This window comes from Nocardioides antri, from assembly GCF_008373765.1.
GTDB lineage: Bacteria > Actinomycetota > Actinomycetes > Propionibacteriales > Nocardioidaceae > Nocardioides > Nocardioides antri.
This window is the reverse complement of sequence record NZ_VUJW01000008.1, coordinates 56,278-79,574: the sequence shown is the minus strand read 5'-3', so window position 1 is coordinate 79,574 and position 23,297 is coordinate 56,278. Positions and strand designations below refer to the sequence as shown.

The 23,297-nt window shown below is 71.4% G+C and carries 19 protein-coding genes; 8 read left to right on the top strand and 11 right to left on the bottom strand.

The window, feature by feature from the left end:
• Positions 1-17 precede the first annotated feature (17 nt).
• The 3 genes from F0U47_RS13515 to F0U47_RS13505 all read left to right on the top strand — a co-directional run bounded on the left by F0U47_RS13515 (position 18) and on the right by F0U47_RS13505 (position 2,704).
• Positions 18-521: a VOC family protein gene (locus F0U47_RS13515; RefSeq protein ID WP_149751003.1), complete on the top strand. Its 504-nt coding sequence runs from the start codon at positions 18-20 to the stop codon at positions 519-521.
• Positions 522-633: 112 nt separating this feature from the next.
• Positions 634-1,461 carry a 3-methyl-2-oxobutanoate hydroxymethyltransferase gene (gene panB, locus F0U47_RS13510; RefSeq protein WP_149751002.1) on the top strand — a complete coding sequence of 276 codons (828 nt, stop codon included), beginning with the start codon at positions 634-636 and terminating at the stop codon, positions 1,459-1,461.
• Between the two features lie 43 nt (positions 1,462-1,504).
• Positions 1,505-2,704 carry a PQQ-dependent sugar dehydrogenase gene (locus tag F0U47_RS13505; protein ID WP_149751001.1) on the top strand — a complete coding sequence of 400 codons (1,200 nt, stop codon included), beginning with the start codon at positions 1,505-1,507 and terminating at the stop codon, positions 2,702-2,704.
• Between the two features lies 1 nt (position 2,705).
• On the opposite strand, the gene F0U47_RS13500 is transcribed toward F0U47_RS13505, so the two are convergent.
• The 10 genes from F0U47_RS13500 to F0U47_RS13455 form a co-directional block, all read right to left on the bottom strand.
• Complete coding sequence (locus tag F0U47_RS13500) at positions 2,706-4,730, bottom strand: M3 family metallopeptidase (protein WP_149751000.1); 2,025 nt, start codon at positions 4,728-4,730, stop codon at positions 2,706-2,708.
• Positions 4,731-4,751: 21 nt separating this feature from the next.
• A complete protein-coding gene (locus F0U47_RS13495) occupies positions 4,752-5,924 on the bottom strand; it encodes a hydroxymethylglutaryl-CoA reductase (RefSeq protein WP_149750999.1) in 1,173 nt (390 codons plus the stop codon).
• A 19-nt stretch (positions 5,925-5,943) separates the two neighbouring features.
• The gene (locus tag F0U47_RS13490) at positions 5,944-6,597 is read right to left on the bottom strand and encodes a thymidine kinase (protein WP_149750998.1); all 654 of its coding nucleotides are present in this window, start codon (positions 6,595-6,597) and stop codon (positions 5,944-5,946) included.
• An 18-nt stretch (positions 6,598-6,615) separates the two neighbouring features.
• Positions 6,616-7,815 carry a hypothetical protein gene (locus F0U47_RS13485; protein ID WP_149750997.1) on the bottom strand — a complete coding sequence of 400 codons (1,200 nt, stop codon included), beginning with the start codon at positions 7,813-7,815 and terminating at the stop codon, positions 6,616-6,618.
• Positions 7,812-8,345: a SigE family RNA polymerase sigma factor gene (locus F0U47_RS13480; protein ID WP_149750996.1), complete on the bottom strand. Its 534-nt coding sequence runs from the start codon at positions 8,343-8,345 to the stop codon at positions 7,812-7,814. The genes F0U47_RS13485 and F0U47_RS13480 overlap by 4 nt, the downstream gene beginning before the upstream one ends.
• 82 nt (positions 8,346-8,427) lie before the next feature.
• Entirely contained in the window at positions 8,428-9,564 is a 1,137-nt protein-coding gene (locus tag F0U47_RS13475; RefSeq protein WP_149750995.1) for an alkaline phosphatase family protein, read from the bottom strand.
• Positions 9,561-10,154, bottom strand: coding sequence for a DUF5998 family protein (locus F0U47_RS13470; RefSeq protein WP_149750994.1), 594 nt, complete (start codon positions 10,152-10,154; stop codon positions 9,561-9,563). Before F0U47_RS13470 ends, F0U47_RS13475 begins: the two co-directional genes overlap by 4 nt.
• A gap of 51 nt (positions 10,155-10,205) precedes the next feature.
• Positions 10,206-12,914 (bottom strand): bifunctional acetate--CoA ligase family protein/GNAT family N-acetyltransferase, encoded by a 2,709-nt coding sequence (locus F0U47_RS13465; RefSeq protein ID WP_149750993.1) that lies wholly within the window; start codon positions 12,912-12,914, stop codon positions 10,206-10,208.
• A 167-nt stretch (positions 12,915-13,081) separates the two neighbouring features.
• Positions 13,082-13,744, bottom strand: a complete 663-nt coding sequence (locus tag F0U47_RS13460; RefSeq protein WP_149750992.1) for a response regulator — start codon at positions 13,742-13,744, stop codon at positions 13,082-13,084.
• Positions 13,741-14,841 carry a sensor histidine kinase gene (locus F0U47_RS13455; protein ID WP_188111347.1) on the bottom strand — a complete coding sequence of 367 codons (1,101 nt, stop codon included), beginning with the start codon at positions 14,839-14,841 and terminating at the stop codon, positions 13,741-13,743. The genes F0U47_RS13460 and F0U47_RS13455 overlap by 4 nt, the downstream gene beginning before the upstream one ends.
• Before the next feature lie 107 nt (positions 14,842-14,948).
• Here F0U47_RS13455 and F0U47_RS13450 point away from each other — a divergent pair, with 107 nt between their 5' ends.
• The 5 genes from F0U47_RS13450 (at position 14,949) to F0U47_RS13430 (ending at position 21,055) form a co-directional block, all read left to right on the top strand.
• Complete coding sequence (locus F0U47_RS13450; RefSeq protein ID WP_149750990.1) at positions 14,949-15,389, top strand: hypothetical protein; 441 nt, start codon at positions 14,949-14,951, stop codon at positions 15,387-15,389.
• Positions 15,390-15,517: 128 nt separating this feature from the next.
• Positions 15,518-18,007 (top strand): DNA gyrase/topoisomerase IV subunit A, encoded by a 2,490-nt coding sequence (locus F0U47_RS13445; protein WP_149750989.1) that lies wholly within the window; start codon positions 15,518-15,520, stop codon positions 18,005-18,007.
• A 4-nt stretch (positions 18,008-18,011) separates the two neighbouring features.
• Positions 18,012-18,800 (top strand): LppX_LprAFG lipoprotein, encoded by a 789-nt coding sequence (locus tag F0U47_RS13440; protein WP_149750988.1) that lies wholly within the window; start codon positions 18,012-18,014, stop codon positions 18,798-18,800.
• A gap of 8 nt (positions 18,801-18,808) precedes the next feature.
• Complete coding sequence (locus tag F0U47_RS13435; RefSeq protein ID WP_246159619.1) at positions 18,809-20,554, top strand: MFS transporter; 1,746 nt, start codon at positions 18,809-18,811, stop codon at positions 20,552-20,554.
• A 9-nt stretch (positions 20,555-20,563) separates the two neighbouring features.
• Positions 20,564-21,055, top strand: a complete 492-nt coding sequence (locus tag F0U47_RS13430) for a beta-class carbonic anhydrase (RefSeq protein WP_149750986.1) — start codon at positions 20,564-20,566, stop codon at positions 21,053-21,055.
• A gap of 13 nt (positions 21,056-21,068) precedes the next feature.
• Here F0U47_RS13430 and F0U47_RS13425 read toward each other — a convergent pair whose 3' ends face one another.
• Positions 21,069-23,186, bottom strand: a complete 2,118-nt coding sequence (locus F0U47_RS13425; RefSeq protein WP_188111346.1) for a DNA gyrase/topoisomerase IV subunit B — start codon at positions 23,184-23,186, stop codon at positions 21,069-21,071.
• Positions 23,187-23,297 lie beyond the last annotated feature (111 nt).

Here is a 23,297-nt window from a genome sequence, read left to right as displayed (position 1 = left end):
GGCCGGTCGACACCGCTATGACGATCTCCACCACCGGCTCCACCACCATCGCCCCGTGCCTCTGGTTCGACGACGACCTCGAGGACGCGGCCCGGTTCTACACGGGCATCTTCCCGAACTCCTCGATCGGGCACCTGACGCGTTACAACGCCGCCGGTCCTGGCGAGCCGGGCCGCGTGATGGCCGGTGAGTTCACGCTCGACGGGCTGACCTTCCGGGGGATCAACGGGGGGCCGGCGGAGTTCGGGTTCAGCGAGGCGATCTCGTTCTCGATCGCGTGCCGCGACCAGTCCGAGGTCGACTACTACTGGGACGCGCTGGTCGACGGCGGCCAGGAGTCGGTGTGCGGCTGGCTCAAGGACCGGTTCGGCGTGTCCTGGCAGATCGTCCCGACCCGGCTCTACGAGCTGGTGTCCGATCCCGACCCGGCCCGCGCGCGGGCCGCCACCGAGGCGATGCTGCGGATGCGCCGGATCGTGGTCGCCGAGCTCGAGGCGGCGGCCGACGCAGCAGCCGGGTGACGCAGCACACAGCGCACGCCGGGTCGTTCCGGGTCTAGCCTCGTCGTTGTTCCTGACAACGTCCGTGGACCCGCACCAGGCGGGCTGCGAGATACAGATGAGGAGCTCGACGATGAGCGAGGAAACCGCGCCGTACGGACCCACGATCAAGCGGATCCGGACCCACCACCTGCGGGAGATGAAGGCGCGTGGGGAGCGCTTCTCGATGCTCACCAGCTATGACCAGCTGACGGCACAGATCTTCGACGAGGCCGGGGTGGAGATCCTGCTGGTCGGCGACAGCGCCTCCAACAACGTCCTCGGCAACACCACCTCGCTGCCGATCACGGTCGACGAGCTGATCCCGCTCACCCGGGCCGTCAGCGGTGCCGTCGAGCGGGCGATGGTCGTCGGCGACCTGCCGTTCGGGTCCTACCAGGCGTCCCCGGAGCAGGCGTACCTCACCGCGGTGCGCTTCATGAAGGAGGGCGGCGCCCACTGCGTGAAGCTCGAGGGCGGCGTCGAGATGGCGCCCCAGATCGAGCGGATGACCCGCGGCGGCATCCCGGTCATGGCCCACATCGGGTTCACCCCGCAGTCCGAGCACGCCCTCGGCGGCTATCGGGTGCAGGGCCGTGGCGACGCCGCCGAGCGCCTGCTTCGCGACGCGGAGGCCGTGCAGGAGGCAGGCGCCTTCGCCGTCGTCATGGAGATGGTCCCCGGCGACGTCGCGGCCGAGATCACCCGCAAGCTGGAGATCTCCACCATCGGCATCGGCGCCGGCAAGGAGTGCGACGGCCAGGTGCTGGTGTGGCAGGACGCGTTCGGGCTGCGCACCGGACGGATGCCGCGCTTCGTGAAGCGGTACGCCGACGTGCGGTCGGTCCTGCTCGACGCCGCCAGGGCCTACGACTCGGACGTGAAGTCAGGAGCGTTCCCCGGCCCCGAGCACACCTTCTGAGGGAGCCGTTCCTCGGGTGCCCCGGCCCACGTAACGTGGCGCCATGCGCAAGCTCGGTGTCACCTTCGTCGCTCTCGTCCTGCTCGCCGCGCTCCTCCCGAGCGCCGCGAGCGCGTCGTACCTGAAGCTCCGGCCCCGTTCCGATGCGGAGCAGGGCGCGAAGCTCAGGGACGACGGTGCCCGTCGTGCATTGCCCGCGCTCCGGGTCACCACGATGGCGCGCGGTCTGGACGTCCCGTGGGACGTGCGCCCGATCGGTGAGGGCCGCTTCCTCTTCACCCAGCGGGACCGGGCAAGCCTGACGCTGCTGCAGGCCGACGGCGGCACGCGGCGGATCGGGTTCCCGAGCCGGCGCGTGTGGGTGTCGGGCGAGACCGGGCTGATGGGGCTCGCGATCGACCCCGGCTTCGCCGAGAACCGCCGGATCTACACCTGCCAGGGCTGGAAGCTGCCGGGCGGCGACAAGGACATCCGGGTCATCGCGTGGACGCTGGACCCGGGCATCACCGCCGTCGGCCGCCCGGACGTGCTCGTCAAGGGACTGCCCACCGTGACCGGGCGGCACGGCGGCTGCCGCCTCCTGATCGCCCGCAACGGCGCGCTGCTGGTCGGCACCGGCGACGCCGCGGTCAGCTCCAACCCGCAGAACCTCCGCTCGCTCGGCGGCAAGACGCTGCGTCTGGATCCCGGCACCGGACGCCCCTGGCCGACCAACCCCTTCGCGGGCGCCGACAATCGGAAGAAGCGCTACGTCTTCACCTACGGCCACCGCAACGTGCAGGGACTCGCCCAGCGCCGCGACGGCACGCTGTGGTCGGTCGAGCACGGCACCTCCCGAGACGACGAGATCAACCGGCTCGGCCGCGGCCGCAACTTCGGCTGGGACCCGGGGCCCGGCTACGACGAGTCGGTGCCGATGACCGACTTCTCGCTGCCGGGGCGCCAGTGGGGCGCCCGGTGGAGCTCGGGCAGCCCGACCATCGCCACGTCGGGTGCGGCGTTCGTCCGGGGACGCGGTTGGGGTGGCTACGGCGGCGCGCTCGCGGTGGGCTGCCTCGCCGGCCAGCGACTGATGTTCGCCAAGTTCGACGACGCCGGCCGCCTCCGGTGGACCCGCGCCCCGGAGCGGTTGCGCGACTTCGGCCGCCTCCGCGGCGTGACCGCCTACCGCGGGTCGCTCCTCGTCACCACGTCGAACGACGGCGGGACGGACCGGATCCTGCGGGTCCGCCCCGCCCGCTGAGTCACACCAGCCCGCGGCGCTCCAGCAGCGGCTCGATGGGCGCCGGGCGGCCTCGCCACTCGTCGTACGACGCCAGCGGGTCCTTGGTGCCCCCGATGCCGATGACGTACTTCCGGTAGAGGTCGCCGTTCTCACGGGTGAGGCCGCCGTTCTCCTCGAACCACCGGACGGTGTCCGCGTCGAGCACCTCGCTCCAGATGTAGGAGTAGTAGGCGGAGGCGTAGCCCGAGCTCATGCTGTGGGCGAAGTACGGCGTGGAGTAGCGGGTGGGGACCGCCGGGTTGTCGAGCCCCACCGCGGCCAGCGCCTCGGCCTCGAACCTCAGCACGTCCTCGGGGTCGGTCGGCACCTGGTCGGGGCCGAGCTCGTGCCAGGCGAGGTCGAGGAGTGCGGCCGCGAGGTACTCGCTGGTCTTGAAGCCCTCGTTGAACGTGGAGGACGCCTCGATCCGCTCGATCACGTCGGCCGGGATCGGCTCGCCGGTCTCGTGGTGCACGGCGTAGTTGGCCAGCACCTCCGGCCACAGCATCCACATCTCGTTGACCTGCGAGGGGTACTCGACGAAGTCGCGGAACACGGCCGTGCCGGCGAAGCGGGGGTACGTCGCGCGGGCCAGCAGGCCGTGCAGCGCGTGGCCGAACTCGTGGAACAGCGTGCGGGTCTCGTCGTAGGTCAGCAGCGTGGCCTCGCCCGGGGCGGGCTTCGGCACGTTGAGGTTGTTGTAGACGACCGCGGTATCGGTGCCGGCGAGCTCCGAGCGGCTGACGAAGCTGCTCATCCACGCGCCGCCGCGCTTGGAGTCGCGGGTGTAGAGGTCGAGGAGGTAGAGACCGACCGGCGTGCCGGTCTCCTCCTTCACCTCGAACACCCGCACGTCGGGGTGGTAGCCGTCGAGGTCCGGCCGCTCGGCGAAGGTGAGCCCGTAGAGCCGGTTGGCGGCGAAGAACACGCCCTCCTGCAGCACCCGCTCCGCCTCGAACCACGGTCGCAGTGCGGCCAGGTCGACGTCGTACTCCGCGGCGCGGACCTGCTCGGCGTAGTAGGGCCAGTCGTGCGCCTCGACCGGGAAGCCGGCCTGCGCCGACAGCGCGGCCTGCTCGCGCCGGGCGTTGCCGGCAGCGGGAGCGGCGAGCCGGGCGAGCATCTCGCGGACGGCGGCCGGGGTGCCGGCGGTGTTGTCCTTCGTGACCAGCTCCGCGTGGTTGGCGAAGCCGAGCAGCAGGGCCCGCTCGGCGCGCAGCCGCAGGATGTCGAGCGCGATCTGGCGGGTGTCGTGGGCACCGCCCCGACTCCCCCGCGACCGCTGCGCCTCCGACAGGCGACGGCGCACGTCGCGGTCGGTGAGCGCCGCGAGGTGCGGGTGCGCGGTCGGCAGCACCAGGGTCAGCAGCCACTTGCCCTCGAGGCCGCGCGATGCGGCAGCGGCGGCCGCCGCCGAGACCTCGCCCGGCGTCAGGCCGTCGAGGTCCGCCTCGTCGTCGATCACGACCGCGAGGTCGTTGGTGTCGGCCTGCAGCGTGATCTCGAACGCCGTCTCCTGCGCCGAGATCTGCTCGTTGAGCTTGCGCAGCCGGGCCTTGTCGTCCTCCTCGAGCGCGGCCCCGGCGAGCGTGAACTCGACGACGTAGCGCTCCACCAGGTAGCGCGCCTCCGGGTCCAGCGTCTCCCGCTGCTCGTGGACCGCGAGCAGCCGCTCGTAGAGCGCGGGGTCGAGGGCGATCGCGTCGGAGTGCGCGGCCAGCTTGGGGGCGTACGACGCCCTGAGCTCGTCGATCCTCTCGTTGGTGTCGGCGCTCGCCTTGTTGCCGAAGACGCGGAGCACCCGCGCCAGGCCCTCGCCGCTCCTCTCCAGTGGCACGAGGGTGTTGTCGAACGTCGCCGGATCGGGATCGGCGGTGATCGCGGCGACCGCCTCCCGCTGGGCGGCCATGCCCTCGTCGATGGCCGGGGCGAAGTCGTCGTCGGTGAAGTCGGCGAAGCGCGGCAGCTGGTAGGGCAGGTCGCTCGGCAGCAGCAGGGGGTGCATGCCCTGCACCCTATGCGGGGCTCAAGGCCGGTTGCGACCGAGATCGTCGTGGGCCTGCACCCACTCCTCCGCCACCACGGCCGAGCCCAGCGACAGCTCGCCGGCGAGCACCGTGGCAGCGATGATCTCGGCCAGCTTGCGCACCTTGCCGGACCCGTAGCAGTCCATGATCTCCAGGCACTCGCGCTGCGTGGCCAGTCCCGTGCCGCCGCCGTACGTCGCGATGATGAGCGACGGCAGCGTGACCGAGGCGTAGAAGTCGCCGTTGGGCAGGAGCTCGGAGAAGCCGTAGAGCGCCGAGCTCTCCGCGACGTTGGCGACGTCCTGCCCGGTGGCGATGAAGATCGCGGTGATGCCGTTGGCGGAGTGGTTGCCGTTGTTGTTGGTCACCGACATGATCGCGCCGAGCTGGCCGCGCATGCGGGCGGCGTAGAGCTTGTCGGTGCTGACGTGCATCTGCTCCTCGACCAGCGCGGCCGGCAGCGTGATCTCGGCGACCACCCGCTTGCCGCGGGTGTGGAGCATGTTGACGACCGAGGTCTTCTTGTCTGTCGCGAACTGCCCCTCGAGGAGGAAGTGCAGCTCGCCCGGGTAGTTCTGCTTGATCCAGGCGCAGGCCGCGAACGTCGCCTTGCCGGTCATGTTCTGCCCGGCCGCGTCGCCCGTCGTGTAGTTGAACCGGGTGTAGAGCAGTTTGGAGACCGAGAACTTCTGGATCTCGACCAGCTTCCCGGAGGTCGTCGTGGTCTGCGCCGCAGCGGCGATCGGCTCGAAGTTCTCGTCGAGCCACGCCGCGAACGTCCTCGCCTCGCGCGCGCTGTCGAAGCTGAACACCGGGGCGCGCTGCATCTTGTCGTCGAGCACCGTCGTGGTGATGCCGCCGGCCTCGCGGCACAGCTTCATGCCCCGGCTGTACGACGCCACCAGCGTCCCCTCGGTCGTCGCCAGCGGGACCAGGAACTCCCCCTGCGCGTGCTCGCCGTTGACGAGGAGGGGCCCGGCGAGGCCGATCGGCACCTGCGCGACGCCGAGGAAGTTCTCGATGTTGCCGGGGAGCGCGGCCGGGTCCAGCGAGTAGCTGCCGACGTGCTCGAGCGTGCTGTCGGTGCGGCTGCGGACCAGCTCCTGGCGGGCCTTGATCGCGGCTGCGGAGTAGTCGGCGTCCCGGTCGCGCGGGATCCTCAGGTCGGTCATGCCCCCAGTAAAGCGGTGGTCAGCCGAACGGCAGCGGGTCGGGGGCGAGCGAGACCGCCCGCGCGCGTGCCGCAGTGAGACCACGACGGTGGTGCTGGCGGCAGAGCACCTCGTAGGAGACGACGGTCGGCTCGTCGACCGGCACGTCGACGTCGCCGACCACGATCACCTCGCCCTCGGTCACCATCACGCCGTCCTCGGTGCGCGCGTTGTGGGTGGCCCGCTTGCCGCACCAGCACAGCGCCTCGACCTGCAGCACCTCGGTGCGGTCGGCCAGCTCGACGAGCCGCGCCGACCCCTCGAACAGCCGGGTCCGGAAGTCGGTGAGGATCCCGAAGCAGAAGACGTCGATCTGGAGCTCGTCGACGACCTTGGCCAGCTGGTCGATCTGCTCACGCGTGTAGAACTGCGCCTCGTCGCAGACGAAGTAGTCGATCCGCGCGCCCTGGGTGAGGGCGTCGACCGTCGTACGCCAGAAGTCGAAGTCGGGCGTGACCTCGCTCGCCTCGACGGTGAGGCCGAGCCGCGACGACACCCTCGCCACACCCGCGCGGTCGTGGGAGGTGTAGAGCCGGCCGACCCGGCCGCGCGCGGCGTGGTTGTGGTTGGTCTGCAGGGCGAGCGTCGATTTCCCCGCGTCCATCGTGCCCGTCCAGAAGGTCAGTTCCGCCACGCGGGAAGGATGCCAGATCTACTCGTCGGGCTCGGCGCTGGCGCTCGACTCGACGGCGATCTCGGAGGACTCGGAGAACTCCGACTCCTCGCCGCCGAAGCTGACCACTCCGAGGAGGGACGGCGCTGGAAGAGCCACTCGACTGCCGGTCAGCTGAAGCGTGGAGACATCGGAGCAGCCCCCCGTGGGCACCTCACACTGCAGCAGCACGATCTCGTCGTCGTCGTCGACCTCCCCGACCACCATCAGCGTGTCGCCGTCGAGCCAGTCGTAGCCGACCGCATCGCCGTCATAGCCGGTCTCGATGGGGTGCTGCTCCCCTGACCCGATGTCCACGACCGTCGCCCTCTCGAGCCCCGCTCCCCAGCCTCCGTCGGGCGAGAGCGTGCCGAGGCTGCCGGCGTCACGCCACCCGAGGACGACGTTGCCGCCGCTGTCGACGACGTCAGTGCCGAGGTCCCCCCCGGCCTCGTCCTCGGCCCAGTGCAGGCTGAGCCCGGACTCGGCGTCCACGACGTAGGTCGGCGCGTCCGGTCCACCGAGGACCCGCACGGCTCCGGTCTCGAGGTCGGTCGCCACGGTGCCGCGCCGATCCAGCCAGTAGGCCGTGTGACCGTCGATCGCCATGAAGAACGCGACGTCGGGGATCTCGCCGCCCTTCATGGCGGCGTCGGTGTGTTCGTCGTAGCGCTCCTCCGCGCCGGTTCCGACGTCGTAGACGACGAACGCCGGCTTGGAGCCGGAGTCGTCCACCCAGCCCACCAAGGTGCCGTCGGCGTCGCCGACCAGGCCAGGGAGGTCCATCTCATCCTCGCCACCACTGACAGTTCCGATCCGCACCGGATCCGAGCCGCTGTAGCGGTAAATGCCGTTGTCCTCGCCCTGGAAGACGATCCCCGCGCTCGTCCGCACGAGCGTGACCACGGGCACCCCGAGGTCGACGGTCCCGTCGGGGAGATGGAGCGTGCTGCCCTCGGTCCACATCGGGACGTCGGTCCGGAACGGGGTGTCGACGAAGTCGGTCCTCCGGTCGCCGTCGCCGCCGAGCAGGGCCGCACCCGTGACCACGACAGCAAGTGCGGCGACCCCGGCGACACCGGTTGCCACCCGGCGCCGGCGCACCGTCCGGTCACCCGCGGCGGTGATCGCGTCGAGGTCGACGACGGCGAAGTCGCGGTCCGCCTCGCGGTCCATGAGGGTCTTGAGCTGCTCGGTCATGCCGGCACCTCCTCGGTGCTGATCAGGTCGGAGAGGTCGATCTGGTCACCCATGAGGGCGCGCAGCTTGCCGAGCGCAGCAGCGGCCTGGCTCTTGACGGTGCCGACCGCGCACCCGAGCACCGAGGCCGTCTGCGCCTCGGTCAGGTCCTCGTAGTAGCGGAGGACGACGACCGCGCGCTGGCGGGGCGGCAGCTGGGCGAGGGCCTGCATCAGCGACATGCGTACGGCGACCGCGTCGGCGTGGCCGGCGTCCGTGGAGTCGGGCACGTGGTCGGCCGGGCGCTCGCCGTACCAGCTCTTCTTGCGGAACCACGTGATCGCGGTGGTCGTGATCGCCTTGCGGGTGTAGGCCTCGGCGTTCCCGGTGTCGCGGAGCCGGGGCCAGGCGACGTAGGTCTTGGTCAACGCCTCCTGGACCAGGTCCTGGGCGAGGCCGACGTCACCGACCATCAGGTACGCAGCGCGGTGCAGCGCCCCCGAGCGGGCGGCGACGAACTCCGCGAACGCGGCTCTGTCGCGAGCAGCCATGGTCCCTCCGACTCCCGAGGGCGACCCGTCGCGCCCCGCTCAACCACCCTGACGACGCTAGTCGCCGGAAAGGTTCGGTGGGTCAGTCCACGAGAAGGGGGATCAACATCTCGTCGTCGGTGAGCGAGCCGTGCATGCCGATCAGGCGGCGCTCGTAGGGGAACCCGTCGGTCGAGAGCACCGCGGTGTTCCCCCGGCTGGCGACCACCACGTCGCCGATGCGCGGCAGGACGGAGGGATCGACCCGGCCGAACCAGCCGCGGCCGATCACTTCCGCGCGCGTGAGCACCTCCGCCTGGTCGCCCAGGATCGCCCGCCAGGCGTCGGCGACGTCGGGCGCGGCGCCCTCGACGCAGTAGAGGTGCCGGAACCGGGCCTCCCCGCCGACCTGGGCGACGCCCGCGCTCAGCCCTGGGCTCTCGGCGACGTCGACCCGTCCCTCGAGCGGCACGTCGACCATGCCGTGGTCGGCGACGATCAGCAGCCGCCGGTCGTTCGGCAGCGCCTCCCGGAGCTGCTCGGCCTCGCGGTCGATCATGACCAGCTGCTGGAGCCAGTGGCTGGAGGCGACGCCCCAGCGGTGGCCGGTCCAGTCGAGGTCGCCGTCGTAGACGTAGGTCAGCGACGGCCGCGCCGAGGACGCGGCGACCACGGCCGCGATCCGCTCACCGACCCGGTCGACGCCCACGTAGTCGGCGCCGCGATGGGCCGCCATGGTCAGCCCGCTGCCGTTGAACTCCCGCTTGTTGACGACGCTCACCCGCACGCCGTCGAGCTTCAGCTTCGAGAAGGTCGTCTGGTGCGGCTGCCACTCCATCGGGTCGACGTCGGCGTCCCAGACCAGCGCGTTGAGCAGGTCCTCGGTGCCGGGCACCCGGGTGGTGAAGCCGACCAGGCCGTGCCCGCCCGGCACCAGCCCGGTGCCGAGCGAGGTGAGGCTGGTCGAGGTCGTCGACGGGACGCCGGCCGTGCCGATGGTGGCGCCGCCGAGCAGCGAGGAGAGGTACGGCGCCGCCTCGGCGTTCCGCAGCAGCAGGTTGGCGCCGAGACCGTCGATCAGGAAGACGACGTACGACGCCGCGCCGGGCAGGTCGAGTCCCCGCGGCACGTCGCCGAGCGAGTGTCCGAGCGCGGCGGCGACGGCCGGGACGACGTCACCGAGCGACCGGTCGCCGTACGCCGGCTCGCAGAAGCCGTCCGGCGATGCCGAGGCGTTCACCCGCGGGTGCGCGCCGACAGCGACGCAGCGAACGAGAGGAGGCCACCGACCGCGTCAGAGCCGTCGGCAGCCGCCGACACCCGGAGCGAGAAGTCGTCGGACGAGAGGGTCCCGGTGTAGCCGTGGTCGGCCTCGCACTGCGGGTCGTTGCAGCCCGCCGGCTCGAGGTCGACCCGGTGCACGGCACCCCACCCGATCGTGAGCACCGCCTCGACCGGCGGCCGGGGACCGGCGGTCGGGTTGGTCGTCATCCGGGTCACGACCACCGACGAGACCGCGCTCAGGTTGACCGCCTCGGTCGACGTGGACGTGTAGGGCTCGGGCAGCAGGTCGTCGCCGGCGTGCTCGTCGGTGTGGGCCAGGATCAGCCGGGTCGGGGTCAGCACGATCACGCTCTGGTGGCGGCGCACCTCGTCGCGCTCGAACGTGGGCTCGTGGTGGACGTAGAACGAGACGACCTGCTCGCCACCGACCGCCTCGGTCACCGCGTCCGCCACGACCTCCGGGTAGTAGCCGGTGCGGTCGAGCGCCTCCCGGAGCTCGCGGGCTCTGTCCCGGTCTTCGGAGGTACGGGCACGGAGGTCAGGCATGCTCGCATCCTGTCACGCCCGACCGAGCCGTCGTAGGGCGCGTCGGCGAGGTCACCCGGGCAGGGTCTGGGTCACGTCGGGGAGTCGGCGCACCAGCGAGTCCGGGCGGGGATCGCGCACGGGCGCCAGCCGGACGTTCGCCCGCAGCACGGTCACCCCGGCGGGGCCCGCGAGCGCCAGGTCCAGCTCGAGGGCGCTGACCTCCGGGAGGTCGTTCTGGAGGTGGGCGATCTTGGCGATGAGCTGCTCGATCGCGGCGACGTCGACCGGCTCGGCGCCCCGGTAGCCGAAGAGCAGCGGGGAGCTCTTGACCTCCCGGACCATCGCTGCGACGTCACGCTCGTCGAGCGGCGGGATCCGGTAGGACCAGTCCCCCAGCAGCTCGATGATCGGCCCGGAGATGCCGAACGACACCACCGGCCCGAACAACGGGTCCTCGAAGGAGCGGATCGAGATCGGCACGCCGGCGGGCGCGTTCTTCTGCACCACGAAGCCCGCGTCAGCGGGCTCCTTGACCAGCAGGTTGAGCGTCTGCCAGGCCTCCCGCATCTCGCTCGCGGTGTCGATGTTGCGCCACACGTGCTGGCGGTCGGGGCGCTCGCGCACCTCCTCGCGCGTCGCCTTGAGCACGACGTCCCAGCCGAGGCTCTTCGCGGCGCCCTGCGCCTCCTTGAGGGTGTCGACGGGGATGGTCGGCCAGACCTCGATGTCGTAGGCCGCGAGCAGCTCGCCCACCTGCGCGGGGTCGAGCACCACCTCCTCCGGCCGGTCGAGGAGGATCCGCTGGACCATCGCCTTCGCGATCGGTGGCTGCACGTCGCCCGGGTCCGCGGGGACGCTCTCGGGGTTCCGCAGCCACACGGCGTACTCGACGACCCGGGCGAGCGCCCGCACCGCCGCCTCCACGGCGGGGTACGACGGGACGGAGCCCCGGCCGGCGGTCGAGCCGGCGACGTCGGGCACCCGCAGCAGCTCCGGGATGCCCTCGGCGCCGAGGAACGACGAGACCAGCGGCTTGTCGGACTGCTCCCCCACCGCGGCCAGGACGTTGGCGACCTCGTCGCCCGACACGTTGAGCGGCGGGATGTAGACCGCGATCACGGAGTCGACGTCCGGGTCGTCGATCGCGTCGTCGAGCGCGTCCTCGAAGTCCTCCGCGGTGGCGTCGGACCCGAGCGCGACCGAGCGGTTGACGACCAGGCCGACCGCCGAGGCGGCGTCGGCCGCCAGCAGCCCGAGCGCGTCGGAGTTGCCGACGATCGCGACCCGCCGGCCGCGCGGCAGCGGCTGGTGCGCGAGCAGCTGGGCGACGTCGAACATGTCCTCGAGGGTGTCGACCTGGATGATGCCGGCCTGGCGGAACATCGCGTCGACCGCGGCCTGGGGAGCGGAGATCTGGCGCACCGTGTGGCCCATCGGGACACCCTGCGTCGTACGCCCCGAGCGGACGGCGACGATCGGCTTGCGGAGCGACACCCGCCGGGCGATCCGGGAGAACTTGCGCGGGTTGCCGATCGACTCGAGGTACATCATCACGACCTCGGTCGCCTCGTCCTCCTCCCAGTACTGGAGCAGGTCGTTGCCGGACACGTCGGCGCGGTTGCCCGCGCTGACGAAGGTGGAGATGCCGAGCCCGCGGTTCTTGACCTTCTCCAGGATGGCGGACCCGAGCGCACCGGACTGGCAGAAGAACCCGGCCCGCCCGCGGGCGGGCATCACGGACGACAGCGAGGCGTTGACCGAGACCGCCGGGTCGGTGTTGATCACGCCGAGGCAGTTGGGCCCGATCAGGCGCAGGCCGTAGGAGCGGGAGAGGCCGACCAGGTGCCGCTGCCGGCGGCGGCCCTCCTCGCCGGTCTCGGCGAAGCCCGAGGAGATCACGATGAGGCCGTGCACGCCCTTCGCGGCGCAGTCGAGCACGACATCGGTCACCGCCTCGGCGGGCACGGCGACGATCGCGACGTCGACGTCGTCGGCGATCTCGTTGACGGACTTGTACGCCGGCATGCCGCTCACCGCGCTGGCCGACGGGTTCACGACGTAGACCCGGCCCGTGAAGTCGGCGTTGACGAGGTTGCGCACGAGCAGCTGGCCGATCGTGTCCTGCCGGCGGCTGGCGCCGACGATCGCGACCGACGCCGGGTTGAAGAACCGGTGGATCGACGCCGACTCCGCGACGTGCTCGCGGTCGTGCATCACGCCGATCGCGGTGTCGGTGGGGTCGATCGGGAACTCCAGGGTGATCACGCCGTCGGCGTACCCGCTCGCGACGCGGTAGCCCGCGTCGCGGAACGTCTGGATCATCCGGGTGTTGTCGGGCAGCACCTCGGCCGTGAACCGCTCGACCCCGCGCTCGCGGCCCGCCTGGGCGAGGTGCTCGAGCAGCAGCTGACCGATCCCGCGGCCCTGGTGCTGGTCCTCGACCAGGAACGCGACCTCGGCCTCGTTCGGTCCCACCACGTCGTAGCGGCCGACGGCGATCATCCGCTCCTGGAGCAGCATGACCAGGGCGACCCGGTCGCGGTGGTCGACGTGCGTGAACCGGCGAATGTCGCGCTCCGACAGCCTCGGCATCGGCGAGAAGAACCGGTAGTACTTCGACTCGTCCGACACCCGCGCGTAGAACTCGGTCATCAGCTGCTCGTCGTCGTCCCGGATCGGCCTGATGTGGGCCGTCCGCCCGTCCCGCAGCAGGACGTCGGCCTCCCAGTGGGTGGGAGGGGTCCCGATCTCCTCGGTAGGCGTCCCGGAATCGGTCACGGGTGTGAATCTACCGGCGACTGCTGTGGCAGGGCACCTCGCTCGGGGGCCGTCGTCTCCCTGCCGCTGGTGCTGGTGCTGGTGCTGGTGCTGGTGCTGGTGGCCAGTCTGGTGGCCGCGGCGGTTTGACGCCAGGTCGGTGAGACGTCCGCGCTCGAGGGGCCCTCTCAGCCACCCGGCGTCACCAGCCCTGACTCATAGCCGAAGATCACCGCCTGGATCCGGTCGCGGAGCCCGACCTTGCGCAGCACCGCCATCACATGGGTCTTCACGGTCGCCTCGCTGATGAAGAGCCCGGCGGCGATCTCCCGGTTGGAGCGACCGGCCACCATCAGCAGCAGCACCTCGCGCTCACGCTCCGACAGCTCGGCCAACCGCGCTGCAGCGTGCCGGTTCGGCTCCCGCGTGCCGGCGAACTTCTCGACGACCAGGCGGGTCACGGCCGGGGCGAGCAGTGCGTCCCCGCTGGCGATGGTGTGCACGGCGGAGATCAGCGCCTCCGGTGCGGCGTCCTTGAGGAGGAACCCGCTGGCTCCCGCGCGCAGCGCACCGAAGACGTACTCGTCCAGGTCGAACGTGGTCAGCACCAGGACCCGCGGCAGGCCGCCGCCACCGGCGACCACCTGACGGGTCGCCTCGATGCCGTCCAGGTGCGGCATCCGGATGTCCATGACCACGACATCCGGACGCAGCCGGCGGGCGGCCTCGACCGCGGCCCGGCCGTCGCCCACGTCGGCCACGACCGAGAGCTCAGGGTCAGCCTCGAAGATCTTGCGCAGCCCCTCGCGGACCAACGGCTGATCGTCAGCGAGGATCAACCGGACGGTCACGGCGCCGGCTCCAGCGGAAGCCGGGCGAGCAGGCGCCAGCCACCGTCCGGGACCGGTCCGGCCTCGAGCGTGCCGCCGTACAGGGAGACCCGCTCGCGCATCCCGGCAAGGCCGTGTCCGCCGCCGTTCTGCGCGGCATGAGCGGCCCGGCCGTCGTCGGTCACCTCCAGCTCGACCGAGTGCGGCAGGTAGCGGATGCGGACGCGCGACCGGCGCCCGTCGGCGTGCTTGAGCACGTTGGTCAGCGCCTCCTGCACGACGCGGTACGCCGAGATGTCGACGCCCGGCGAGACGGGTCGCGGCTCGCCCTCGGTCTCGACGTCCACCCGGAGGCCGATCGGGCGCATGCGCTCGGCCAGGGCCGGGATCTGGGCGAGACCGGGCTGGGGGCTCAGGTCCGGCTCTTCATCCTCGGTGCGCAGGACGCCCAGGAGGCGACGCATCTCCTGCATGGTCTGCCGGCCGGTGCGCTCGATCTGGGTCAGCACCCGGGCCGTCTCCGGCCTGTCGTCGCCCAGCGCGAGCCGTTCGGCTCCGGCCTGGATGGTCATCAGCGAGATCGCGTGGCCGACGGCGTCGTGGAGCTCCCGGGCGATCCGGGTGCGCTCCTCAGCCACGGCGTACCGCTCGGCATGCGCCCGTTCCGCCTCGAGCTGGCGGGCGAGCTGCTCACGGGAGTGCATCAACCGGCCGCCGGCGAACACGCCGACCATCAACGGTCCCAGCACGGCCATGTCGAAGGGACTGTGCGCGGTGACGGCCGCCAGTGCGACCACGCACGACCACACCGCCTGCCGCCGCGGGAGGTAGGCGCCGAGCGACCAGAAGACGAGACAGACCGGCAGCAGCTCGGACTGGGGCTCCAGCGCCCACCCCCAGCGACCGACCAGTGCCTGGAGCAGCCACGCCCCCAGCACGATGGCGGCGACCAGCACCGGTCGGCGCTCACCCCACAGCTGGGGAACGGTCATCGCCAGCGCGACCGGGACGCTCAGCTCCAGCGGGACGTCCTGGTGGGTGGTCAACACCTCGAGCAGCACGCCGACGACGAGCACGAGGACGAGCGCGTCCCGGCCTCGGGTTCGGACGGTGCTCACCCGCCCACGGTAGACCGGCCGACCGGTCGCCGGATCCACCTTGCGGTGGATCGACAGCCCGTCCGGCAGTGGATGTGCCCGGGCGTCGGCGTACCTAGCGTCGAGCCATGAACACTTCATCGAAGCTCTTCCGCGCCTCCGCCGCCGCCCTGGCTGCCGGCGGACTCTGCTGGGTCCTCAAGTTCGTCGTGATCGCGGCGACCGACGGCGCCGTTTCCGGGCTCCCCGAGACCCTCACCGCCATCCTGTACATCACCGCGGTCACCCTGATGGCACTCGGGATGGCCGGCCTCGGGGTCGCCCTGCTGTCCCGCCGGCACGTGCTCGTGCGCGTTCTGGGTGCCGTCGGCGGCATCGTCGCCTGGGTGCTGTCGTATGCGGTGATCGCCGCCGTGGTGAACGCCCTCGCCACCGACTCGGGCCCGTCGTGGCTCCGCGAGGAGCTCGAGATCGTGGTCACCGGGGCCGTGCTGATGACCGTCGGACTGCTGCTGGCGCGTCGCGCGTCCGACCGTCCGCGCACCGGCGTCGCTCCGATGCAGGGCTGACGCCCACCGTCGTCACCACAGCGAACCCGCAGTCTGCTCCGGCCCGCTGACCCTGCTGAGACATGGTCGTCCGGTGCGTGCCTGCGGGTCGCCGCGGAATCCCCGGGGCCGCCGGGGAGAATGGCCGCATGGCACGGCGTACGACGAAGAGCCCACCCCCCGAGGACTTCGAGGAGCACATCCTCGACACCGACATCCGCGACGAGATGCAGTCGTCGTTCCTCGAGTACGCCTACTCCGTCATCTACTCCCGCGCGCTGCCGGACGCCCGCGACGGCCTCAAGCCGGTGCAGCGCCGGATCCTCTACACGCTGGGCGACATGGGGATCCGCCCCGACCGTGGTCACGTGAAGTGTGCCCGCGTCGTCGGTGAGGTGATGGGCCGGCTCCACCCCCACGGTGACGGAGCGATCTACGACGCCCTCGTGCGGATGGCGCAGCCGTGGGCGATGCGGCTCCCGATGGTCGACGGCCACGGCAACTTCGGTTCCCCCGGCGGTGACGACCCGCCGGCCGCGATGCGTTACACCGAGTGCCGGATGGCGCCGCCGGCCGCGGCGATGACGGAGTCCATCGACGAGGACACCGTCGACTTCCGCCCCAACTACGACAGCCGCGAGATGGAGCCGTCGGTCCTGCCCTCGGCGATCCCCAACCTGGTCGTCAACGGCACGACCGGCATCGCCGTCGGCATGGCCACCAACATGGCGCCGCACAACCTGGTCGAGGTGGTCCAGGCGCTGCGGCACCTGATCAAGCATCCGGGCACCGACGTCGACGGGCTGATGCGCTTCATCCCGGGGCCCGACCTGCCCACCGGCGGCAAGATCGTCGGCCTCGACGGGATCCGCGACGCCTACGAGACCGGGCGCGGCACGTTCCGCATGCGCGCCACCGCGCGGATCGAGACCATCGGCCGCCGCAAGGGGATCGTCGTCACCGAGCTCCCCTACGGCGTCGGCACCGAGAAGGTCGTCGAGCGGATCAAGACGCTCGTGCAGACCAAGAAGCTGCAGGGCATCGCCGATCTCAAGGACCTCACCGACATGGCGAACGGCCTCCGGCTCGTCATCGAGGTGAAGAACGGCTTCGTGCCCGAGGCGCTCCTGGAGCAGCTCTACAAGCAGACACCGCTGGAGGACACCTTCGGCATCAACAACGTCGCCCTCGTCGACGGTCAGCCCCGCACGCTGGGCCTCAGGGAGATGCTGACCGTCTTCCTCGACCACCGCTATGACGTCATCCGCCGGCGCTCGCAGTTCCGGCGCAACAAGAAGGCCGATCGCCTCCACCTCGTCGACGGCCTGCTGATCGCCCTCCTCGACATCGACGAGGTCATCCAGGTGATCCGGACCAGCGACGACTCGGCTGCGGCGAAGGAGCGGCTGATCTCGGTCTTCGACCTGTCCCAAGCGCAGGCGGACTACATCCTCGAGATGCAGCTGCGCCGGCTGACCCGGTTCTCCCGGATCGAGCTGGAGAAGGAGCAGGAAACCCTCCGGCGCGAGATCGAGGAGCTGGAGGCGATCCTCGCCGACGAGGGCCTGCTCCGCCAGGTGGTCAGCGACGAGCTCGGCCAGGTGGCGAAGACGTTCGGCACCCCTCGCCGTACGGTGCTGCTCGAGTCGGCCGGCACAGGTGCGGTCACCGCGGCCGCCGCGCCGCTGGAGGTGCCGGACGACCCGTGCTTCGCCCTGATGTCCTCGACCGGCCTGCTCGCCCGGACGAGCAGCGACGAGCCGGTCGGCTCCGGTGGCTCCCGGGCCAACCACGACGTCGTCGTCTCGGCTGTCCGGACGACGGCCCGCGGGGAGGTCGGTGTGCTGACCTCGGCCGGGCGCCTGCTGCGACTCGTCGTGCTGGACCTGCCGGCGATCCCGCCGTCCGCCAACGAGTCGAACCTCCAGGGCGGCCTGCCGCTGACCGAGATCCTGTCGCTGGATGCCGGCGAGCGCGCGCTCGCCCTGTGCTCGCTCACCACCGAAGGACCGGGCCTCGCCCTTGGCACCCGCCAGGGCGTGGTGAAGCGGGTCAACCCGGAGGTCCTCGGCAAGGACGAGTGGGACGTCATCGGCCTCAAGGACGGCGACGAGGTCGTCGGCGCGGTCGAGCTGCGCACGGGCGAGGAGGAGCTGTGCTTCGTGACCTCCGACGCCCAGCTGCTCCACTACCCGGCGTCCGGCGTGCGACCCCAGGGGCGGTCCGGCGGCGGCATGGCCGGCGTGCGCCTCACCGCGGGTGAGCGGGTGACCTGGTTCGGCGCGCTCGACCTGGCGTCGTACGCCGACGGCGCGGTGCTCGTCACCGTGTCCGGGTCGTCGACCGCCCTCCCCGGCACCGAGCCCGGCTCGGTGAAGGTGACCGACTTCGCGGAGTACCCGCCCAAGGGCCGCGCCACCGGCGGCGTCCGCTGCCACCGGTTCCTCAAGGGCGAGGACACCCTGGTCTTCGCCTGGGCGGGGCCGGCTCCCGCCCGGGGCGCCGCCGCGAGCGGCGCGCCGGTCGACCTCCCGGACGCCACCGGGCGTCGCGACGGGTCGGGGGTGCCCGGTAGCCAGCCGCTGGCTGCCGCGTCCGGACCGCTGTCCGAGATGCTCACCGCCGCTGTGTCAGGGTGACGCCATGACCCTTCGAGACGGCTCGTCCCTCGCCTCCTCGGCGACCGCCTCCCTTCTTCGCCGGATGGCTGCAGGCGCCCTCATGGGCGGCCTCGCGATCACGTCCCTCGCCGGCTGCTCCGGCGGCGACGACCCCGTCACCGAGAACACCGAGCTCGACGACGACGGTGACGGCGAGGTCACCCCTGAGGAGGTGATGGCCGGCGCGAAGGAGAAGCTCGATGCGACCAGCGGGGTCACCATCAGGCTGAGCACCGACGACGAGCCGGACGAAGGCGACTACCTGGCCAGCGCCGAGGGCACCCTGATCGCCGACCCGCCGGCGTTCGAGGGCGACGTCGCGGGGCGCGTGATGGGTGCCGAGGCGAGCGACATCGCCGTGGTCTCGGTGGGCGGCAACCTCTACGTCGAGGTGCCCGTCCTCGGCTGGCAGATCTACGAACCGGGCGACTTCTGCGCCCCCGACCCCGCGGCCCTGCTCGACCCCGACACCGGGGTCTCCCCCGTCCTCACCGCGACCGAGGGCCTGGAGGAGGGCGAGAGCGAGCTCGGCGGAGACGACAACGAGGAGACACTGACCCCGTTCACCGGCACCGTCCCCGGTGACACGGTGCGCAACATCCTCCCCTGCGCCGAGGGCGACGAGTTCGACGCGAAGTACCGCGTCGACGCCGACGGCTTCCTCACCGAGGCCGAGATCACCGGAGAGTTCTTCCCGGGCATGGCCGCGATCACCTACGTCATCGCCGTCGAGGAGTACGACGTCGAGCAGGAGATCTCGGCCCCGGAATGAGCGCACCGGTGGAGGGACACGCCGACGCCGCGCCCGACGCACGGTCCCGGCTGCTCCTGGCCTTCTGCGCCGCAGCGGTCGCCTTCGCGGCGATCGACACCTACGTCGTGGTGCTCGCCCTGCCCGAGATGATGGCGACGGTCGGCATCCCGGTCGACGAGCTCCAGCGCGCCGCGCCGATCGTGTCGGGCTTCCTGCTCGGGTACGTCGCGATGCTGCCCCTCATCGGCCGGATCGCCGACCTGCGGGGGCAGGTGCCGGTGCTCGCCGCCTCGCTCGGTGTCTTCGCGGTGGGATCGCTCGCGACGGCCGTCGCCCCCGACCTGGTGACGATGGTGGTCGGCCGCTTCCTCCAGGGCGCGGGCGGCGGCGGGCTCGTACCGGCGACGATGGCGCTCGTCGCCGCGATGTACCCCGTCGAGCGCCGTGGCCTGCCGCTCGGGCTGGTCTCGGGCGTGCAGGAGATCGGGAGCGTGCTCGGGCCGCTGTTCGGCGCCGTGGTGCTCTCGTTCACCTCGTGGCGCGGGATCTTCGCGATCAACCTCGCCGTCGGCGTGCTGCTGTTCGTCGCCGTACGAACCCTGTGGCGGGCCCCGGCGGGAGACGCGCCGCATCCAGAACGACCCGGACGCCCCGGCCGGCCCGACCTGCTCGGGGGCGCCCTGGCTGTCGTGCTCGTCGGTGCCGCGCTGGTCGTCTTCCTCCAGCCGGCCGACCTCAAGCGCGACCTCACCTGGGGCCAGCTCTTCATCCCGTACGTCGACGGCGGCAACGCCTGGGTGACGCCGATCGGGCTCATCACGATCGGGGCGTTCGTGGCGCTGCTGCTCCGTTGCCTGCTCGCCCGCCGCCCGCTCGTCGACCTCCGCGGCTGGTTCCGCTCCGCCGTCGAGGCCGACCTGGTCGGCGCGACCCTTCTCGCGGTCAGCCTCGGGGGCATCGTGCTGGCGTTCGCGAGCGCCGACCCCGAGGTCGCGGTGTTCAACCCGAAGGGCGGGTGGTTCCTCGCCGGGTCCGTGCTCGCCGGGGCGGCGTTCGTCGTCCACCTCCTCCGGGCCGACGCCCCGATCATCCCCCGGTCCGCGCTGGCGGCGGCCCCCGCGTGGGGGTCGCTCGTGGTCAGCTTCCTGGTCGGCTGGGCGCTGATCGCAGCCCTCGTCGACATCCCGCTGTTCGCCCGGACGACCACCCATCGCGACTCCCAGCTCGGGGCGGCCCTGGTCCTGCTGCGGTTCCTCGCGGCCCTGCCCGTGGGCGCCGTCGTCGGCGGCTACCTGATCCGCCGCCTCCCGGCCGGCGTGATTACGGCGGTGGGGATGCTGCTGGCCGCCGGCAGCTTCCTGTGGATGGCGCAGTGGGGCGCGACCAGCCTCGACGGGTTCGCCTCGAACGTCCCCCTCGTCGTGGGTGGTCTCGGCTTCGGGCTGGCACTGGCGCCGGTCAACGCCGCGATCCTCTCCACGACGAGCCACGACACCCACGGGCTCGCGAGCGCGCTGGTCGTGGTCGCACGGATGGTCGGGATGCTCGTCGGCATCTCCGTGCTCACGACCTGGGGCCTCCACCGCCTCCACGTCGAGCACGAGAAGCACCCCGACCTCGGCCTGGTCGACCTCGCCATCGTGCAGGAGCAGTCGGTCTTCACCGGTGCCGCCGCCGCGTCACTGCTCGCCGCCGTGCTCGCACTGGTGCTGTTCCGCCGCGCCCCCACCCGAGGTCTGGACACTGCCGAGGTCCTCCGCACGGGCGGATAAAATCCCGCCATGGGATTCGACGACCTCCTGGCAGCCAACCGTGAGTTCGCGGTCGACTTCGACCTCGGCGGCTTCGATGGCGTGGCCCACGCGGGCCTCGCGATCGTGACCTGCATGGACTCGCGGATCGACCCCCTCCGGATGGTGGGCCTGAAAGCGGGCGACGCCAAGATCTTCCGCAACCCGGGCGCGCGGGTCACCGATGCGGCGCTCGAGGCGCTCGTGCTCGGAGTGCACCTGCTGAAGGTCGACCGGATCATCGTGGTGCCGCACACCCGGTGCGCGGTGGCGACCAACACCGAGGGCGAGCTGCGGGCCCGGGTGGCCGAGTCGGCCGGTCAGGACGCCTCCTGGCAGGCCTTCCACGTCGTCGAGGACCAGGCTCGCGCCCTGGCCGAGGACGTGCAGAAGGTCCGCTCGCATCCGCTCATCCCCGACACCGTCGAGGTCGGCGGCTTCCTCTACGACGTCGACACCGGCCTGCTGACCCAGAAGGTCTGACCCGCGCCTCCGATCAGGCGTCGAGCGCCTCGACGTCGACTTCGTAGGCGCCCTGGACGATGAACTCCTTGCGCGGCGCGACGTCGGAGCCCATGAGCAGCTCGAACACCTTCGCCGCGCCCTCCGCGTCGTCGACCGTCAGCCGGCGGAGCGTGCGGTGGCGCGGGTCCATCGTGGTCTCGGCCAGCTGGCTGGCGTCCATCTCACCGAGGCCCTTGTAGCGCTGGACGGGGTCCTTCCACCGCACGTTCTTCTTCTTCAGCTCGGCGAGCTTCCGCTGCAGCTCGTCGTCGGAGTAGGTGTAGATGTACTTCTCCTGCCCCTTGCGCGGGTTGGAGATCTCGATCCGGTGCAGGGGCGGCACAGCGGTGTAGACCCGGCCGGCCGAGACCAGCTCGGGCATGTACTTGAAGAACAGGGTCGCCAGCAGGCACCGGATGTGCGCGCCGTCGGAGTCGGCGTCGGCCATGAAGATGATCCGGCCGTAGCGGGCCGCGTCGATGTCGAACGTCCGGCCGGAGCCGGCCCCGACGACCTGGATGATCGACGCGCACTCGGAGTTCTTCAGCATGTCGCCGATCGAGGCCTTCTGGACGTTGAGGATCTTGCCGCGGATCGGGAGCAGCGCCTGGAACTCCGAGTTGCGCGCCGCCTTCGCCGTGCCCATCGCCGAGTCACCCTCGACGATGAACAGCTCGGTGCGGTCCATGTCGTTGCTGCGGCAGTCGTTGAGCTTCGCCGGCAGCGTGGAGGACTCCAGGGCGTTCTTGCGCCGCTGGGTCTCCTTGTGCTGGCGGGCCGTGATGCGGGTCTTCGCGGCGGCGGCGACCTTCTCCATCAGCAGCTTGGCCTGGGCCTTCTCGGCGCGCTTGGTGGAGGTCAGGAATTCCTTGAGCTGTTGCGCTACCACCTTCCGGACGGACGCCCGTACAGCGGACGTGCCGAGGATCTCCTTGGTCTGGCCCTCGAACTGGGGCTCCGCCAGCCGGACCGTGACGATCGCGGTCAGGCCCTCGAGGATGTCGTCCTTGATCACGTCGTCGTCGTTGACCTTGAGCGCCTTCGCGGCGCGCATCGCGTCGTTGAAGGTCTTGGTCAGGGCGGCCTCGAACCCGGCGACGTGGGTGCCGCCCTTCGGGGTCGCGATCACGTTGACGAAGGAGCGGACCTCGGTCTCGTAGCCGGTGTCCCACCGGGCCGCGATGTCGACCGTGAGCTCGCGCTCGACGTCCTGCGGCGTCATGTGGCCCTGCTCGTCGAGCATCGGCACGGTCTCGGTGAAGGTGTCGGTGCCGGTGATCCGGAGCACGTCGGTGACCGGCTCACCGTGGCTGAGGGCCTCGGCGAACTCCGAGATGCCGCCGTCGTGGCGGATCTTCTCCTCGAAGAGCTCCGGGCCGCGGAGATCGCGCACCACGAGCTCGAGCCCGGGCACGATGTAGGCCGTCTGCCGGGCCCGGCCGACCAGCCCGTCGAGCTCGAACCGGGCGTCCTTGGTGAAGATCTGGCGGTCCGGCCAGAACCGGATCCGGGTGCCGGTCTTGTCCTTGCCGACCCGCTTGCCCTTGCGGGTGAGGCCCGACCGCGCCTCGAACGCCGCCTTCGGACCCTCGCCGTCGAACACGCCGGGGATGCCCCGCCGGAACGACAGGCCCTGCTGGGACGGGGCCCGGTCGACGTCGATGTCCATCCGGGACGACAGCGCGTTGACCACCGACAGTCCGACGCCGTGGAGGCCGCCGGACGCGTTGTAGGAGCCGCCACCGAACTTGCCGCCGGCGTGCAGCTTGGTGGCCACGACCTCCACGCCCGGCAGGCCGGTCTTGGGCTCCTTGTCGGTCGGGATGCCGCGGCCGTCGTCGTACACCTCCACCGAGTCGTCGGGGTGGAGCGTGACCTCGACCCGGCGCGCGTGGCCTCCGAGCGCCTCGTCGACGCCGTTGTCGATGATCTCCCACAGGCAGTGCATGAGGCCCCGGGTGTCGGTGGAGCCGATGTACATGCCCGGCCGCTTCCGGACTGCCTCGAGCCCCTCGAGGACGAGCAGGTGGGCGGCGTTGTACGTCTTGTCGGTGATGGCGGGCTCCTGGTTGAAACAGCGGCGATCTGGGTACGAATCTACCTGCGACACGCCGAGGTTCGATGCAGGCACACGGGCTTGCGCAGGGTCACGATGTGGAGCAGCAGGAGCCTTAGATAACAAGGGTGTTTCGGGGCGTGAATATCCCGATCGGCGTCAAGA

Coding starts and splice junctions, on each gene's coding strand:
- F0U47_RS13495 (WP_149750999.1), bottom strand. CDS start 5,924: ATGACCGACCTGAGGATCCCGCGCGACCGGGACGCCGACTACTCCGCA.
- F0U47_RS13470 (WP_149750994.1), bottom strand. CDS start 10,154: ATGCCTGACCTCCGTGCCCGTACCTCCGAAGACCGGGACAGAGCCCGC.
- F0U47_RS13500 (WP_149751000.1), bottom strand. CDS start 4,730: ATGCACCCCCTGCTGCTGCCGAGCGACCTGCCCTACCAGCTGCCGCGC.
- F0U47_RS13480 (WP_149750996.1), bottom strand. CDS start 8,345: ATGGCTGCTCGCGACAGAGCCGCGTTCGCGGAGTTCGTCGCCGCCCGC.
- F0U47_RS13445 (WP_149750989.1), top strand. CDS start 15,518: ATGGCACGGCGTACGACGAAGAGCCCACCCCCCGAGGACTTCGAGGAG.
- F0U47_RS13440 (WP_149750988.1), top strand. CDS start 18,012: ATGACCCTTCGAGACGGCTCGTCCCTCGCCTCCTCGGCGACCGCCTCC.
- F0U47_RS13430 (WP_149750986.1), top strand. CDS start 20,564: ATGGGATTCGACGACCTCCTGGCAGCCAACCGTGAGTTCGCGGTCGAC.
- F0U47_RS13450 (WP_149750990.1), top strand. CDS start 14,949: ATGAACACTTCATCGAAGCTCTTCCGCGCCTCCGCCGCCGCCCTGGCT.
- F0U47_RS13485 (WP_149750997.1), bottom strand. CDS start 7,815: ATGACCGAGCAGCTCAAGACCCTCATGGACCGCGAGGCGGACCGCGAC.
- panB (WP_149751002.1), top strand. CDS start 634: ATGAGCGAGGAAACCGCGCCGTACGGACCCACGATCAAGCGGATCCGG.
- F0U47_RS13515 (WP_149751003.1), top strand. CDS start 18: ATGACGATCTCCACCACCGGCTCCACCACCATCGCCCCGTGCCTCTGG.
- F0U47_RS13505 (WP_149751001.1), top strand. CDS start 1,505: ATGCGCAAGCTCGGTGTCACCTTCGTCGCTCTCGTCCTGCTCGCCGCG.